This window comes from Verticiella sediminum, assembly GCF_007558815.1.
In the GTDB taxonomy this organism is placed as follows: Bacteria; Pseudomonadota; Gammaproteobacteria; order Burkholderiales; family Burkholderiaceae_B; genus Verticiella; species Verticiella sediminum.
Genome location: NZ_VLTJ01000031.1, coordinates 13719 through 28613, shown reverse-complemented (window position 1 = coordinate 28613; position 14895 = coordinate 13719). Strand labels below are relative to the sequence as shown.

The 14895-nt window shown below is 68.3% G+C and carries 14 protein-coding genes; 8 read left to right on the top strand and 6 right to left on the bottom strand.

All coding sequences use genetic code 11. The features are described from left to right. Positions 1-107 precede the first annotated feature (107 nt). A complete protein-coding gene (locus tag FOZ76_RS17550; RefSeq protein ID WP_143949588.1) occupies positions 108-1079 on the top strand; it encodes a tripartite tricarboxylate transporter substrate binding protein in 972 nt (323 codons plus the stop codon). 97 nt (positions 1080-1176) lie between these two features. On the opposite strand, the gene FOZ76_RS17545 is transcribed toward FOZ76_RS17550, so the two are convergent. The 4 genes from FOZ76_RS17545 to FOZ76_RS17530 form a co-directional block, all read right to left on the bottom strand. Further along, positions 1177-1968 (bottom strand): crotonase/enoyl-CoA hydratase family protein, encoded by a 792-nt coding sequence (locus FOZ76_RS17545; protein ID WP_143949587.1) that lies wholly within the window; start codon positions 1966-1968, stop codon positions 1177-1179. Positions 1969-1985: 17 nt separating this feature from the next. Beyond that, the gene (locus tag FOZ76_RS17540; protein ID WP_143949586.1) at positions 1986-3188 is read right to left on the bottom strand and encodes a CaiB/BaiF CoA transferase family protein; all 1203 of its coding nucleotides are present in this window, start codon (positions 3186-3188) and stop codon (positions 1986-1988) included. Further along, positions 3185-3970, bottom strand: a complete 786-nt coding sequence (locus FOZ76_RS17535) for an enoyl-CoA hydratase/isomerase family protein (RefSeq protein ID WP_143949585.1) — start codon at positions 3968-3970, stop codon at positions 3185-3187. Before FOZ76_RS17535 ends, FOZ76_RS17540 begins: the two co-directional genes overlap by 4 nt. A 68-nt stretch (positions 3971-4038) precedes the next feature. Further along, complete coding sequence (locus tag FOZ76_RS17530) at positions 4039-5007, bottom strand: Bug family tripartite tricarboxylate transporter substrate binding protein (protein WP_170235514.1); 969 nt, start codon at positions 5005-5007, stop codon at positions 4039-4041. Between the two features lie 187 nt (positions 5008-5194). Between FOZ76_RS17530 and FOZ76_RS17525 the strand changes: the two genes are divergently transcribed. Further along, entirely contained in the window at positions 5195-6091 is an 897-nt protein-coding gene (locus tag FOZ76_RS17525; RefSeq protein WP_143949583.1) for a LysR family transcriptional regulator, read from the top strand. A gap of 94 nt (positions 6092-6185) precedes the next feature. Here FOZ76_RS17525 and FOZ76_RS17520 read toward each other — a convergent pair whose 3' ends face one another. Beyond that, positions 6186-6854, bottom strand: coding sequence for a GntR family transcriptional regulator (locus tag FOZ76_RS17520; protein WP_211366312.1), 669 nt, complete (start codon positions 6852-6854; stop codon positions 6186-6188). 143 nt (positions 6855-6997) lie between these two features. Here FOZ76_RS17520 and FOZ76_RS17515 point away from each other — a divergent pair, with 143 nt between their 5' ends. Continuing rightward, a complete protein-coding gene (locus FOZ76_RS17515; protein WP_143949605.1) occupies positions 6998-8191 on the top strand; it encodes an acyl-CoA dehydrogenase family protein in 1194 nt (397 codons plus the stop codon). Between the two features lie 213 nt (positions 8192-8404). Here the strand turns inward: FOZ76_RS17515 and FOZ76_RS17510 are convergent, their stop codons facing one another. Next, positions 8405-9373: an alpha/beta fold hydrolase gene (locus FOZ76_RS17510; RefSeq protein ID WP_143949582.1), complete on the bottom strand. Its 969-nt coding sequence runs from the start codon at positions 9371-9373 to the stop codon at positions 8405-8407. Positions 9374-9701: 328 nt separating this feature from the next. Between FOZ76_RS17510 and FOZ76_RS17505 the strand changes: the two genes are divergently transcribed. The 5 genes from FOZ76_RS17505 (at position 9702) to FOZ76_RS17485 (ending at position 14528) form a co-directional block, all read left to right on the top strand. Continuing rightward, on the top strand, positions 9702-10682 hold the full coding sequence (locus tag FOZ76_RS17505; RefSeq protein ID WP_211366309.1) for a Bug family tripartite tricarboxylate transporter substrate binding protein: 981 nt from the start codon (positions 9702-9704) through the stop codon (positions 10680-10682). A gap of 232 nt (positions 10683-10914) precedes the next feature. Further along, positions 10915-11694, top strand: a complete 780-nt coding sequence (locus FOZ76_RS17500; RefSeq protein ID WP_170235513.1) for a GntR family transcriptional regulator — start codon at positions 10915-10917, stop codon at positions 11692-11694. A 110-nt stretch (positions 11695-11804) separates the two neighbouring features. After that, a complete protein-coding gene (locus FOZ76_RS17495) occupies positions 11805-12764 on the top strand; it encodes a tripartite tricarboxylate transporter substrate binding protein (RefSeq protein ID WP_143949580.1) in 960 nt (319 codons plus the stop codon). Positions 12765-12775: 11 nt separating this feature from the next. Then, on the top strand, positions 12776-13513 hold the full coding sequence (locus FOZ76_RS17490) for an arylmalonate decarboxylase (protein ID WP_143949579.1): 738 nt from the start codon (positions 12776-12778) through the stop codon (positions 13511-13513). 163 nt (positions 13514-13676) lie between these two features. Next, the gene (locus FOZ76_RS17485; protein ID WP_143949578.1) at positions 13677-14528 is read left to right on the top strand and encodes a sulfurtransferase; all 852 of its coding nucleotides are present in this window, start codon (positions 13677-13679) and stop codon (positions 14526-14528) included. The last annotated feature ends 367 nt before the right edge of the window (positions 14529-14895 follow it).

The following is a 14895-nucleotide window of genomic DNA, read 5'->3' as shown; positions in this document are numbered from 1 at the left end:
TTCCCTTACACATGGCTGCGGTGGCCTAATCGATCCTCACATCCGGGCGCACAACGGCGCCCGGGCCAGTCATGCACACGCGCCCGCGTGGAAGACCAGGAGACGACATGAAGAAACGATGGATGGGCTGCCTGGCCCTGTTCGCCGCCGCGCTGATCGCGGCCAATCCCGCACGGGCGGCCTGGCCCGAACGGCCGATCACGCTGATCGTGCCCTACACCCCCGGCACCGGTATCGACCAGGTGGCCCGCCAACTGTCGGTACGCCTGCCGGAGCGGCTCGGCCAGGCGGTGATCGTGGAGAACGTGGCCGGCGCGAGCGGCAACATCGGCAGCGAACGCGTGGCGCGCGCCGATCCGGACGGCTACACCCTGCTGGTCCAGGTGAACACGCTGGTGATGAACCGCAGCCTGTACAAGACGCTGCCCTACGACCCGGTCAAGGACTTCACCCCGGTCGCACTGACGTCTTTCGGCACGCTGCTGCTGGTCACCAACCCCAAGGTACAGCAGGCCGAAACGCTGCAGCAGATGCTCGACGACGCCAAGGCCCAGCCCGGCGCGCTGACCTACGCCACGCCCGGCGTCGGCACGCCGCACCACCTGGCGATGGCGCTGCTGCAGCAGAAGACCGGTGTCGAACTGCTGCACGTACCCTTCAAGGGCACCTCGGGCGCCGTCACGGACCTGCTCGGCGGGCGCCTGGACTACATGTTCCTGCCGGTGCACGTGGCCCTGCCGCACATCCAGTCCGGCCGGCTCAAGGCCCTGGCGACGGGCAGCGACGAACGCCTGCCGCAGTTGCCTGACGTTCCCACGCTGGCCGAGGCCGGCGTCGACACGGGCAACATCGACATGTGGTACGGCGTATTGGCGCCCCAGGGCACGCCCGCGGAGATCGTCGAGCGGCTCAACGCCAGTATCAACGAAGCCCTGGAAAGCCCCGAGATCGCCAAGGCCTTCGAGGCGCAGGGCATGGTGCCCGCCACCAGCACGCCGGCCGCGTTCGCCGAACGCGTCGCCACCGACGCCGACCGCTGGGCCGAGGTGGTCAGGACCGGCAACATCACGGCGGATTGAGGCTGCGCCCCCGTTGCCCAGGCTCGGCATGCGCATCAGGTTGAGCGCCAGGGCATGCCAGCGCAGCACGGCGCGCCAGTCCCAGTCGGCCGGCGTATCAGCGGCTCATGAAGGCCATGACGGCTGTCCGGTGCTCCGGCGTGGTCTGCGCCAGGGCCTGCAGTGCCCGCGCCGATTCGAGCGCGGCGGGCAAGGTCTGTTCCCGCGCCTGCAGCATGAGCCGCTTGGTCATCCTGACCGCATCGGGCGGATTGGCCGCGATGCGCCCGGCCAGCCGCAACGCCGCGGGCAACAGATCGTCGGCCGGAACCACCTGGGACACCAGGCCGATGGCCAGCGCCGTGGCGGCGTCGATCGCGTCGCCGGTGAATGCCATCTCGCAGGCCCGGGCCGGCCCGATCGCTCTTTGCAGCAGCCAGGCCCCTCCGTCCCCGGCCACCAGGCCCAGCTTGACGAAGCTCTCCGCAAAGCTGGCCCGGTCCGAAGCGATGCGCAGATCGCACATGCAGGTCAGGTCGCAGCCGGCGCCGATCGCCGGGCCATTGACCGCGGCGATGACAGGTACCTCCAACTGCTGGAAGGCGAGCGGCACGCGCTGTATCCCTTCGATGTAGTAGGCGGGCGTGCGCACGGGGGATCGCGCCCGCTCGTCCAGATCGGCCGCCATCCGTCTGACGTTTCCGCCAGCCGAGAATGCGCTACCCGCACCCGTCAGTACCACAGCGCGAACGCCACGGTCGGCATTGACGCGGGCCAGCGCCGCGAGCAAGCCGTCGATCATGCCGGGGTCGGTGATGGGGTTGCGCCGGGCCGGCCGGTTCAGCGTGAGAATCGCGATCGCGTCCTCCTCCCGATACGACACATAGGGTTGTACGTCTTCGGTCGACATGCTCATTCCCTGAAAATTCATATCGCGCCAGAGGCTCTCAGCCCGGCGATCTCGGCATTCGAGTAGCCGATTTCGCCGAGCACCTGATCGGTATGCTCGCCCAGCAGCGGCGGCGGAAGGTCCATCGCCGGCTGCCACTGCCCGAAGTCCATGGGGCCGGACACCAGCCGCAACCGGCGCTCTCCTTCGCCTACGGACCCCACCATGGCGTTCTGCGCCACCTGCGCGTGCTGCATCGCCTGCTCCAGGGTATTCACCGGAGCCACGACGATGCCCGCCTTCTCCAGCAAGGCGCACCAATACGCCGTCGCCTGCGTCGACACCACGTCCTCGATGACCGCATCCAGCTCACGGCGATGGAGGACTCTCGCTTGCATGTCCGAGAACCGGGGATCGGCGGGCAGTTGCGCCAGCCCCAATTGCCTGCAAAGACGCCTCCAGCTCGCGTCGTTGAGCACGCCGATCACCACGTATCCGTCCAGCGTGCGGTAGGCTCCGTATGGCGCCAGATGGCTCACGCCGGAGCCGGCGCGTTGCGGCAGCACGCCGGCATTGAGATACGCGGCCCCGTGCGTGCCCATCAATGCGAGGGCCGTCTTCAGGAGCGAGGTGCATATCCTCTGCCCGCGGCCGGTGCTCGCACGCGCCAGCAGCGCCGTCAGGACGGCACCGTAGGTGGCGATGCCGGTGCTCATGTCCAGGACGGAGGCGCCCGAGCGCACCGGAGCGCCGCCGGGTTCTCCGGTTATCGACATATGGCCGGTGAATGCCTGCATGGCCCCGTCATAGCCGCGCTGCCCCCGCATCGGGCCCCGATCCCCGTAGGCCGAGATCGAGCAATAGATGAGACGCGGGTTGATTTCCGAGAGATCCTCGTACGTCAGGCCATAGCGCAGGGTGGCATCGGCGACGAAATTCTCCACCAGCACGTCGGTATCCGCCGCCAGCCGCCGGATGACTTCCTGCCCCTGGCGATGCTGCAGATTGACGGTGATGCCCCGCTTGCCGCGGTTGACGTTGAGATAGTCCACGCCCACCCCCTGCAGCAGATGTCCCCAGAGCCTGTTCTCGTCGCCCTGGCCCGGCCGTTCGACCTTGATCACTTCGGCGCCCTGCTCGGCCAGCATCGCGCAGCAATAAGGGCCGGCCAGCACGCGGCTCAGGTCCAGGACCCGCAGCCCGCTCAATGGGCGCAAGCCGGCTGCAGTCGGCTCGCTCATTGCACGGTGCCCCAGTCGGCCTCGCGCTTTTCGACATAGGCGCTGAAGCCCTCCCTCGACTCCGGATAGCTCGCCAGCAGGGCGACGATGTCGGCTGCCGTGCGTATGCCCTTCTCGAACTCCATGTCCATCAATCGATAGAAAAGCTCCTTGCCGACCTTGAGCATTTCCTTCGGCTTGTGGGCGAAGCGCTCGATCATCGCCTCGGTCTGCGCTTCGAGTTCGGCGTCCGGCACGCAGCGATTGACGATGTTCAGTTGCGCCGCCTCAGCGGCGCTGATCGGATCGCCCGAAAAGCAGATCTCGAAGGCGCGCAGCCGCCCGACCAGGCGGGGGAGGTGCACGATGTGGTAGGCCGGCACGATCCCGCGATCGACCGCAGGCAGGCCGAAGCTGGCGGATTCGGCGGCGATGATCATGTCGCACATGTAGGCCATGGTGCAGCCGGCTTCGCGCGCGGCGCCGTTCACCACCGCCAGCGTCGGCTTGCTCAGGCTGCGGTGCGTGGTATGGAACCCCCAGTAGAACGACTCGAAATGCGCCCGGGCCTCGCGCGAGGTACGCCCCTTGTGGCGCTTCAGATCGATACCCGAGCAGAACGACGGGGCGGCTCCCGTGAGCACGATGACACGCACCTCGTCATCGGCATCGGCCCGCCGCAGGGCGTGCTTGACCTCCGCTTCGAGCTGGTCGTTGATGGCGTTGCGCACCTCGGGCCGGTTCAGCGTGATACGTGCCGACAATCCGCGGGTCTCATACTTGATCGTTTGGTACTCGGACATGCTTGGGTTTCCTTTCCAGGATTGAAGATGCGCGGGCTTGAGCCGCAAGGAATGGCGCTCGAACTTCGTCAATACGACTCGATCTTTCCGGCCTCGATGACGGCGGCCCAGCGCTTGATTTCGGAATCGAGGAATGTCACCAGGTACTCCGGCTTTTCCGGCCGGGGCGTAATCCCGTAGGACTTCAACCTCTCCTGGATCTCCGGCATCGCAAGAATCCGGTTGATCTTGGTATTCAGCAGGTCGACGATGTGCCCCGGGGTGCCGGGCGGGGCAAAGACGGCGTTCCAATTGCTGGCGTCATAGTCCGGCACCCCGGCCTCCATCAGCGAGGGCACATCGGGCAGCAGGAAGCTGCGCTCGCGCGTCGTCACGCCCAAAGCGCGCACCTTTCCGTCCTTCACATAGGGTGCGCTCGACGACACGGTGTCGAAGTAGCCCTGCACCTGTCCGCCGATCACGTCGGTCAGCGCCGGAGCGCCGCCCCGGTAAGGGGTATGCAGCAGGTTGACGCCGGCGCGCATCTTGAACAGTTCGAGCGCCAGGTGCGACGAACCGCCGTTGCCGCCCGAAGCCACGGCGATCTTGCCCGGATTGGCACGCGCCAATGCAATGAACTCATCCAGCGTGCCGGCGGGAACCCCGTTGTTAACCACCAGTACGTTGGCCTGGTCGCCGATATAGGCGACCGCGCTGAGCGCACGCGTGTCATACGTGAGCGCCTTGCTGAGCGTCGCATTGACGGCCAGGCCGTTATTGGTCAGCAGCAGCGTATAGCCGTCCGGTTCGGCACGCGCCACATAGGTGGTACCGATGACGGTACCGGCACCGGCGCGGTTTTCGACCGTTACCGGCTGGCCCACCTCGGCGGAGAGTTTTTCGCCGATCAGGCGCGCCAGCACGTCCGAAGCTCCCGCGGGCGGGAAAGGGACGACGATATTGATGGGGCGTTCCGGATAGTCTGCCGCGGCCGCCAGCCGGACGACGCCCAGCAGCATGGCGACGACCAACAACACCTTCGTTGGATGTCTTGACATTTCGTGTCTCCTCATTGGATTTGTATCCAGATCCCGTCCTCGCCGTCGGATGGCCGCCTGGATTGCCGCTAGACTAAAAGCGCGCCGGGGACCGGTCCAATTCTTTATTGCGGGCTGGCAATAGACGATGTTTATCAGGGGCTTCGGGTTAGACTTGCGCCCATTGCCTTCTCCGCCCGCCGCGCCCATGGATCTGCGCCGCATCCGCCAGTTCGTCGTGTTGTCCGAGGTCCTGAATTTCCGGCGTGCGGCCGAGCGGCTGCACATGACGCAGCCGGCGCTTTCCGTTTCCATACAGAAGCTCGAGGCCGATCTCGGGGTAGCCCTGTTCCGCCGCGAGGCCAGCGGCGTGGCGCTCACTCACAGCGGCCAGGCCGCCTTGCTCGAAGCCCGGCGCGCGATCTTCCACGGCGAACAGTTCGTCGAAGCGGCCCGCGCGGCCAACTCCGGCGAAGGAGGTATCCTGCGCATCGGTTTCGTCGGCTCGACCACCTATGCGCTGCTGCCGAAACTGGTACCACGCTTTCGTACCGACCATCCCAGGGTCCGCCTGGTGTTGAGCCAGGCAACCTCGGAGCGCATCATGCACATGCTCGATGAAGACGCGCTCGACATCGGGCTCGTGCGCACGCCCGTGGTCTACACCTCAGGAGCCACGCTGGTCCAGTTGGAAAGGGAAGACTTCGTTGCCGCCCTGCCGGTCGGCCACCCGCACGCGGGCCGGCCTCGCCTACGGCTGCAGGACCTTCAGGAGGAGCCCTTCCTGATGTATTCCGAAGAGACCAGTCCGGGCCTGCGGGCGGCGGCGATGTCCGCCTGCCAATCGGCCGGTTTCTTTCCGCAGCTCGCGCAGGAAGCAACGCAAGTCCATACGCTTCTGGCGCTGGTCGAGAGCGGCCTGGGCATCGCCCTGGTACCGTCCGTCATGGAGCGATTCTCAAGCGACAAGGTCGCCATCCGCCGGCTGTCGGATCTGCCGGCGCCCGGATCCATCGCCCTGGCCCTTGCGTACAAGGCCGAGATGGAGAGTCCCGCAGCCAGGCGTTTCCGGGAGGTGGCGGCCGCAGCCTTTCCCCGCCGCTGAGCGCGCCGGGGCAGCATTGTCCCATCGTTGACCCAGCACGGGCGGCTCGCCTGCGGCACCCCGCTCGGTTCGGCATGCATGGCGAAGGGTGCGTTCACGGTGTCTCAGGACGAGCCAGCAACGCAGCCCGCACGCGGCCCACGTGCGCCATGCCGGCGGCATCGGCCGCCTCGGCGTCGCCGCGCAGCACCGCGTCGGCGATCCGGCCATAGTCCGCCAGGCGGAGCGCCGCGAGGCCCGGAATGCGGTATTGCGCGTGCACGATGGGCATCTGGATCGACGGGAACAGCCGCGCCAGTTCGCGGTTCGCGCTCATGCGCAGCAGGGCGCGGTAGAACTGGCGGCGAGCGTCCGAGAACGCCGCGTCGTCGTTCGCCTCATGTGCCCGCGCCAGCGCGGCCAGGGCTGCGGGCAGCGCCGGAGCGCGCGCGGGATCGCGCGCACCGCGTGCCGCCGAGCGGGCCAGCAGGCCCGTCATGCGCTCGGCCACGTCCAGCACGTCCAGCGTTTCCTGTTCGGACAGGCGCCGGATCGTCGCGCTGCGATGCGGCGGCTGCTCGGCCAGGCCTTCGGCGACCAGCCGCTGCAGGCCCTCTCGCACCGAATTGCGGCCGACGGCAAACTGTGTGGCCAGATCCGCCTCGACCAGACGCTGGCCCGGCACGAGCGAGCGTGCTTCCAATGCCGCCAGAATGCCGTGGAAGACTTGATCAGCAGCGGATCGGCCAGCGTTCACCGGATCGGCAGGATCGGAGGCGGCCATAGCGCTTGGCAGAGAACGCGGCATAGAAATAGACAGGACCGGCGCCAACTGCCCGGAATGGCTGACGGCTCGTTAAAACCATCCTACAATTTTATCCTATAAGTGGCCGCCACTGCGCCCCATCACCGAGGAGGATCACCATGCTGTTCACCCCCTGCCCCACCGAGCGCAGCGTAGCGATCGCCGGGCGCGTCGAGGCCTTCGTACGCGAGGTCGTCGTGCCCTACGAGCGCGATCCGCGCAACACTGACCACGGCCCCAGCGCCGAGCTGGTGGCCGAACTGCGCGACAAGGCCCGCGCAGCCGGCCTCATGACGCCCCACATCCTGCCCGACGGCGATCATCTGACGCAGCGCGAGACCGCCGCCGTCCTCAAGCCCTCGGGCCTCTCGCCGCTCGGCCCGGTCGCAGTCAATACCATGGCGCCGGACGAGGGCAACATGTTCCTGATCGGCAAGGTGGGCACCACGGCACAGAAGGCCGCGTTCCTCGACAAGCTGGTGAGCGGACAGGCGCGCTCGGCCTTCTTCATGACCGAGCCCGCCGCCGAGGGCGGTGCCGGCTCCGACCCGTCGATGCTGATGACCACGGCCGAGCCTGATGGCGACGATTGGGTCATCAACGGACGCAAGGCCTTCATCACCGGCGCGGACGGCGCGCAAGTCGGCATCATCATGGCCCGCACCGGCCCCAAGGACCGCATCGCGGCCACCATGTTCCTGGTCGACCTGCCCAACCCGGCCGTGCGCATCGAACGTGTGCTCGACACCATCGACAGCTCCATGCCGGGCGGGCATTCGCTGGTCGCGATCGACAATCTGCGCGTGCCGCAGACGCAGGTGCTGGGCGAAGTCGACGCCGGGCTGCGCTATGCCCAAGTGCGCCTCTCGCCGGCGCGCCTGTCGCACTGCATGCGCTGGCTCGGCTCGACGGCGCGCGCGCACGAGATCGCCACCGAATACGCGACTACCCGCAAGGCCTTCGGCAAGCTGCTGATCGACCACGAAGGCGTGGGCTTCATGCTGGCCGAGAACCTCATCGACCTGCAGCAGGCCGCCCTGATGATCGACTGGTGCGCCGATGCGCTGGACGGCGGCTCGCTCGCCACGACCGAAAGCTCGATGGCCAAGGTGGCGGTGTCCGAAGCCCTGTATCGCGTGGCCGACCGCTGCGTTCAGGTGATGGGCGGGCTGGGCGTCTCGCGCGACACCATCGTCGAGCAGGTGCTGCGCGAGGTCCGCGCCTTTCGCATCTATGACGGCCCCACCGAGGTGCACAAGTGGTCGCTGGCAAAGAAGATCAAGCGGGATCAGTTGGGGGCGGCCAGGCACGGCTAAGGCCGGCCGGCCGGCACGGCGATCATGCGCACTGCGGCGATCCGCGCAATGCGACGCAGGTGCCGATGACGGCACTATTGTCGGGACATACGGCTTGGGAGGTTGACCCTGCTGCGCCTCGGGCATGCATGAGCGGCCCTACCCAGGATGACGTGACCGCGGTGCGGCCGGCGCGTCCTGGCCAAGGGTACGCACCGACGGCTCCGCCGGCACTCAGCGTGCCCCCGGCCAGACCGCCAGCAGCGCACGCAGCGCCGCGACCACCGCCATCGGCTGGTCCGCCATCAGGTGATGGTGCGCGTTGGGGATGCGGATCACCGGCGCATCGGGCACCAGGGCCGCGCGCACCGCCTGGGCGTCCTTGTCCATGAGCGCGGACTGCTCGCCATCGATGAAGGCCACGGGGCAGCGCAGCGCGCGCAGGGGCTCGGTGGGGTCGCCGCGCTCCAGCGTCTGGCGGATCGACGGGTCGAAGCTCCAGGTGTAGCCCGGGCCGTCCTTCTCCCAGGGCATGATGGTGTAGACCGAGCGCCGGGCGATGTGGTCGACGACGTAGAGGTTCTCGCAGGGCTGCGGCGGCATGAAGCGAAAACGCTGCACCAGCGATTCCAGCGTCGGGTGCACGCGATGCGGCTCGGCGTCCTCGGTAGGACGGCTCTGCCGGCCCAGGCGCTCGCGGTCGGCCGGGCTCAGGATGGCCGAGTCCATGGACACCAGGCCCGCGAGCCGCTCGCCGCGGGTCGCGCCGTAGACCAGGGCCGGGAAGGTGCCGAAGGAGTGCGCCACCGCTACCGGCTTCTGCGGCGCATCGAACAGCCCGGCAGCCTGCGCCACGGCATCGATTTCGTCGGCATAGGCAGCCAGCGAATACTGTTTGCGCCAGTCGGAATTGCCCATGCCCGACCAGGAGAACGCCGCCACGCGGTAGTGCTCGGCGAAGTACGGTGCGATGAAGCTCCACCAGTCGGCATGCGCCGCGTTGCCGTGCAGGAGCAGCAGCCCGGGCTTGCCCGGCTCGCCCCAGGTGAGCATTTCCACCGTAGTGTCGTCGCCGACGTCGACGCGCTCGCGCTCGGGTTCCTGGTCCAGCGCCCAGGCGAACCAGGCGGGATACGGGGGCTGGCGCCCTTCCAGCTCGGCCAGCAGCGCCTGGCCCGACGCGGGTGCAGAGTGGGCTTGCATCGTTTCTCCTTCGTGTTTCGTTGTCTTGAGCGGTGAGTCACTCCCGCCTGAAGGCGGGAGCTTCCTCGCCACAGGACGGGGGCGCCTTCGGCGCCAGGATGGACTTGCCTGGCTCGACCTCGCCGTAAACGGCGAGGCCTGCGCTTTGGCCCGTGGCCAAGCTTAGCGCAGTCGGCCGGCCTGGCGTGGGCGCGACGGCCCCGGCCCCCCGGTCGTCGGCGCGCCGGCTCACCGGGAAAACCCCGTGGCGGCGGCCACGGGTTTCCGTATGATTCGACAAACGCGTTTGTAAATATCTAACGCAATCCGAATATCCTACGGAGGAGACATGTTTTCCATTACACGGCGCCGCCTCGTCGGCGCGCTGGCTTGCGCGGCCGCCCTGACCGTGGGCAACCCCGCCCTCGCCCAGTCGAACGAACGCCCCATCGAATGGGTGGTCGGTTACGCCGCCGGCGGCGGTTCGGACGTGCTGGCCCGCACGATTGCCGAACAGATGAGCAAGACGCTGGGCCGACCCATCATGGTCAGCAACAAGCCCGGCGCGGCGACCAACATCGCCGCCGAATACACCGCGCGCTCCAAGGACTACGGCAACATCGTCTTCACCGCCGACTTCGCCACACTGGCGGCCAACCCGGGCTTGTTCGCCAAGCTGCCCTACGACGTCGAAAAGGACTTCAAGCCGGTCGGCATGCTGGCGCGCTTTCCGCTGCTGGTCACGGTGTCGCCGGACGTGCCGGCCAAGGACTTCAAGGAATTCGTCGCCTGGGCCAAGTCGAACGACGGCGACGTGAGCTACGGTTCGGCCGGCCTGGGCAGCCCCCACCATCTCGCCGGCGAACTGCTGCGCGAACGCTCGGGGCTCGAGCTGGTCCACGTGCCGTATCGCGGCGCGGCGCCGGCCGTGATCGACCTGCTGGGCGGGCAGATCAAGGTGGGCGTGATCGACACCGCCAGCGTCCTGCAGTACCTGCAGGACGGCAAGCTGCGCACCGTCGGCGTGGCCAGCAAGGAGCGCATCCCGAGCGCGCCCGAGGTGCCCACCCTCGCGGAGCAAGGGCTGGACGGGTTCGAGGCCTATGCATGGCAGGGCCTGGTCGTGCCGGCCGGCACGCCCGATGCCTTCGTCGCGCAAGTGAGCGACGCCCTGCAGCAGGCGCTGGCCTCCGCGCCCGTCAAGCAGCGCCTGGCCGCGCTCGGCCTGGAACCCATGCCGGGTACGCCCGCGGACATGGACGCCTATGTGCACACCGAGCGCAAGAAGTGGATGGACGTCATCAGGACGAACGACATCCGGTTGGAATGACCGCGTCGGCCGACGCTGCGCATTGTGCCGTCATTCCCGACACCGTGGCGGGCCCTGCGCCCAGGGTCGCCGCGGTGCCGAAGGCACCAGCACCGGGCATGCGCGCACGCTCACGAAGCAGCGGCCGCACCGTCTTCGGGCATCTTCCCACACCCCGGAATTGCGCCTTGATATATCAATTCCGGCTTCCCATAATGGTCCGCAACTGCCCGCTTCCGATTGCGAACCCCTCATGTCTACCGCCTCCAGCGACACCGCTTCGGACCTGATCCGCGAGCGCCTGAAAGACGACATCGTCCATGCCCGCCTATGGCCCGGCATGACCCTCGATGAAAAGGCGCTCGCCGAGCAATACGGGGTCTCGCGCACCCCCGTGCGCGATGCGTTGCTGCAACTTTCCGCCCTGGGCTTCGTGCGCATCGTTCCCCGCGTGGGCATCTTCGTCGCCGAACTCGACGCCGACACGCTGGCCGACATGTTCGAGACGCTGGCCCACCTCGAAGGCCTGTGCGCTGGCCTGGCCGCCCGCCGCATTGACGCCGACGGCAGGGCCGCGCTGCAGCGCGCCCATCGCGCCGCCCAGCCGCAGCGCGCACGGCGCCGGGCCGACGGCTACGACGACGCGAACACGGCCTTTCACGAAGTCATCTATCGCAGCGCCGGCAACGATTACCTGGCCAGCCAGCTTCGGCTGCTGCGCCAGCGCACCCATCCGTATCGCATGCGCCATTTCGGCGAGACCGATCGCATGGCCGCCTCCTGTCGCGAACATGCCGCCATCGTGCAGGCCATCCTCGACGGTGACGAGGCTGCCGCGCAGCGGGCCGCCACCCGCCACGTGGTGCAGGGGCGCGCCGACTTCTCGGGCTTTGCTGCGCGCTTTCCGGCGGGCCTCTTCCAGCCCGCGCCGCCGCGCTGCGGCACGGGCCACGATCGCTACGTGATGCCCTCGCCCTGGATGCGCCCGCCCCACGCCCCGCCCGGGCTCAGGCTGCGCACGCCCGCCGTCTAGCCCGTCCCGATCCGACCCCTTTCCGTTTTGCCGGCCCTGCGCCCGGCAGGGTGGCGCGTCGCCGCTCGCCGCGCGCGGCACCTTCCTGTCCACCGACCACGAGGTCTTCCATGCTTCGACATTTCGCCACGCTGGCCGCCGCCCTGGCCTGCACGCTCACCCTGGCTGCGGGCGCCCATGCCCAGACGCCGCCGCTCACCATCGTCGTCGGCTTTGCCCCTGGCGGGGGCGTCGACACCCTGGCCCGCTCGCTGGGCGAGGCGCTGGCCAAGCCCCTGGGACGTCCGGTCCTGGTCGAGAACCGGCCGGGCGCGGGCGGCACCATCGCCGCAGGCACGGTCGCCCGCGCCGCACCCGACGGCAACACGCTGCTCTTTGCCGACTCTTCGCTGCTGCTCGCGCCGCACGTATTCGACAAAGTGAGCTACGACTTGCAGAAGAGCTTTGCTCCGGTCGCCGTGGTCGGCGAAGCGGGCCTCGCCCTGGCGGTACCGGCCGACAGCCCGGCCAAGTCGCTGCAGGAGCTGCTGGACATGGCGCGCAAGGATCCCGGCCGCTATACCTACGCTTCGGTGGGCATCGGCTCCATGCACCACCTGAGCGGCGAGCTGCTGAAGATGCTGAGCCGGATCGACCTGGTGCACGTGCCCTACAACGGCGGCAATCCGGCGGTGCAGGCGCTGCTGGGCGGGCACGTGGACGTGAGCATTTCCGGGCTGCAGGCCGTCGTGCCGCAGGCCGAGGCCGGCCGCGCCCGGATTCTCGGCGTCCTGGCCCCGCAGCGCTACAGCGGGCTGCCCGACGTACCCGCCATCGGCGAGGTGCTCCCCGGTTTCGCCGCACTGCCGACGCTCTTCCTGCTCGCGCCCGCGGGTACGCCGGCGGCCAGCATCGCCGCGCTCGAACAGGCGCTGCAGCAGGCGCTGTCCTCACCGCAGCTCGCCGAGACCTACCAGCGCCAGCGCGCCGAGGTCGGCTTCCGGCCGGCCGCCGAACTCGCGACCTGGCTGCCCATGGAGGAGCAGCGCTGGGTCGAGGTCATCCAGAAATCCCAACTCACGTTCAATTGATGACGATCGCCATGTCCGCACCCGCCCAGCCCGCCGGCGCCACCGCCCCTTTGATCGGCCTGATCGTGCCGCCCGCGCATGGCCGCGTCCCGCCCGACGGTACGGTTCTGTTCCCGCAGCTCAGGTTCATCGCCCGCGGGCTCGGCCTGACCTCGGTCACGCCCGCGGGCTACGACGGCGTGATCGACACTGTCCTCGATCACGCCCGGGCGCTGCGCGACGCCGGTGCGCAGGCGATCTCGCTGATGGGAACGTCGCTCAGCTTCTACCGCGGTCCGGCCTTCAACCGCGAACTGGTCACGCAGATGCGGGCCGCCACCGGGCTGCCCTGCACCACCATGAGCGATGCCATCGTCGCAGGGCTGCGCGCGCTCGGCGCCCGGCGCGTGGCCGTGGCGACCGGCTACGTCGAGGAAGTGAACGCGTGCCTGCTGCGCTACCTCGCCGAAGAAGGCTTCGAGGCGACGGTCTGCCGCGGCCTGGGCGTGGCAGGCGTCGAAGCCATGCAGTCGGTGGGCACGCCCGAACTGGTCGGGCTGTGCCGGGAAGTCCACGCGGCGGCACCCGGCAGCGACGCCATCCTGCTCTCGTGCGGCGGCCTGATGACGCTGGATGTCGTGCCCCAGGTGGAGCGGGAACTGGGGGTGCCCGTGGTGGCAAGCTCGCCGGCGGGCTTCTGGGATGTGGCCAGGCTGGCGGGTCATGCCAGCCCGACACCGGAGCGCGGTGCGCTGCTCGCCGCGGTGTAGCCGAGCATCGCCGGCGACGGGATCGAGAAGGCGGCTGGTTGACGGGGCTACGGTATGCTTGGGTTCCCGATGCGAGCGAGGCAGCGCCGCAGCGCAGCGGCAGGCGTGAGGTCCCTTTTGATCGTTCGATGCCCCCAGCACCCTCCGACAGGAACAGGTCGCCATGTCGATTGCCGATTTTCCCGACAGAAAATATCTGATCGACGCTCCTGAACTGCGCGAGATGCTCGGCTCGGCCTTGCTCATCGACCTGCGGCCCGCGGAGGACTTCGCCGTCGGCCATATCGAAGGCAGCAGGCATCTCGATCTTTACGGGGTGAGCCTCTTCGATACGTCGGACGCCCCGCTGCACAGTTTTCTCGGCATGGTGCAGGCACTCTTCGGTAGCCGTGGCGTGTCCCTGGCCGAGCCGGTCGTGATCTACGATCACGAGACCGGCGAGCGAGCCTCTCGCGCTGTCTGGCTGCTGTCGATGCTGGGCCATCCGCACGTCCGGATCCTGGATGGCGGCACCCGGGCATGGACATCGGCCGGGTACGGGCTCGCCCGCGTGGCGCAAGCCCCTTTGCCCGTGGACCCTGCGAAAGCGCCGCCGACATCTCCTCCCTTCAAGGCCACGCCCGACCTCGAACTTTTGGCGACGCGCTTCGATGTCGAGCGGGCGATCGATGACAGCCAATCCGTGATCGTCGATGTCAGACGCGAATCCGAATATCGGGGGACCGAAAAACGGGCCCGCCGGGCCGGCACGATCCCGGGCGCTGTGCACGTCTTCTGGCGCGAACATCTGAACGACGACGGCGCGTTTCGGACGCCGGACGAGATTCGTGATCTCTATCTCTCGAAGGGCGTCACACCGGACAAGACCATCATCCCCGTATGCCATGGCGGCTATCGCTCGGCCAATACTTTTCTCGCCCTCAAGTCCCTGGGGTATCCCCGGGTTCGGAACTACGTGGGCTCCTGGGGAGAATGGGGCAACCGGGATGATTCGCGGATCGTCATCCCGGCGTAGCGCGTTGTTCCCTGCATGCGCCGGGAACACGGCCAGCTCGCCCTGCTGATGCTCATTGCAGGGCGGCGCATCCGCACTGCCGCGCCCAGCCTGGTTGCCCCGCCCTCGGCGGCCCCGTGAGCCTGGCGCCCACGCCCCAGGGGCCTTCAGCCCCCTGGCGCTGAGTCACTTCCATCTGAACGATGAGGCCGGACGTCGAAACGTCTCCGGGCTTTTCCACGCCGGGTTAATCCGAGCGACATGCCGGCTGCGAGGCGCTGCCCGGCCGGGCCGGCGCGCCGTCGTCGTCCACGGTGCACAGGACGACACGACAGACTCGCCGGTGCCCAGCTTTGCGTCGCCGAACCCATGACCCCAGGGAAAACAC

Coding starts and splice junctions, on each gene's coding strand:
- FOZ76_RS17550 (WP_143949588.1), top strand. CDS start 108: ATGAAGAAACGATGGATGGGCTGCCTGGCCCTGTTCGCCGCCGCGCTG.
- FOZ76_RS17545 (WP_143949587.1), bottom strand. CDS start 1,968: ATGTCGACCGAAGACGTACAACCCTATGTGTCGTATCGGGAGGAGGAC.
- FOZ76_RS17540 (WP_143949586.1), bottom strand. CDS start 3,188: ATGAGCGAGCCGACTGCAGCCGGCTTGCGCCCATTGAGCGGGCTGCGG.
- FOZ76_RS17535 (WP_143949585.1), bottom strand. CDS start 3,970: ATGTCCGAGTACCAAACGATCAAGTATGAGACCCGCGGATTGTCGGCA.
- FOZ76_RS17530 (WP_170235514.1), bottom strand. CDS start 5,007: ATGTCAAGACATCCAACGAAGGTGTTGTTGGTCGTCGCCATGCTGCTG.
- FOZ76_RS17525 (WP_143949583.1), top strand. CDS start 5,195: ATGGATCTGCGCCGCATCCGCCAGTTCGTCGTGTTGTCCGAGGTCCTG.
- FOZ76_RS17520 (WP_211366312.1), bottom strand. CDS start 6,854: ATGGCCGCCTCCGATCCTGCCGATCCGGTGAACGCTGGCCGATCCGCT.
- FOZ76_RS17510 (WP_143949582.1), bottom strand. CDS start 9,373: ATGCAAGCCCACTCTGCACCCGCGTCGGGCCAGGCGCTGCTGGCCGAG.
- FOZ76_RS17505 (WP_211366309.1), top strand. CDS start 9,702: ATGTTTTCCATTACACGGCGCCGCCTCGTCGGCGCGCTGGCTTGCGCG.
- FOZ76_RS17500 (WP_170235513.1), top strand. CDS start 10,915: ATGTCTACCGCCTCCAGCGACACCGCTTCGGACCTGATCCGCGAGCGC.
- FOZ76_RS17495 (WP_143949580.1), top strand. CDS start 11,805: ATGCTTCGACATTTCGCCACGCTGGCCGCCGCCCTGGCCTGCACGCTC.
- FOZ76_RS17490 (WP_143949579.1), top strand. CDS start 12,776: ATGTCCGCACCCGCCCAGCCCGCCGGCGCCACCGCCCCTTTGATCGGC.
- FOZ76_RS17485 (WP_143949578.1), top strand. CDS start 13,677: ATGTCGATTGCCGATTTTCCCGACAGAAAATATCTGATCGACGCTCCT.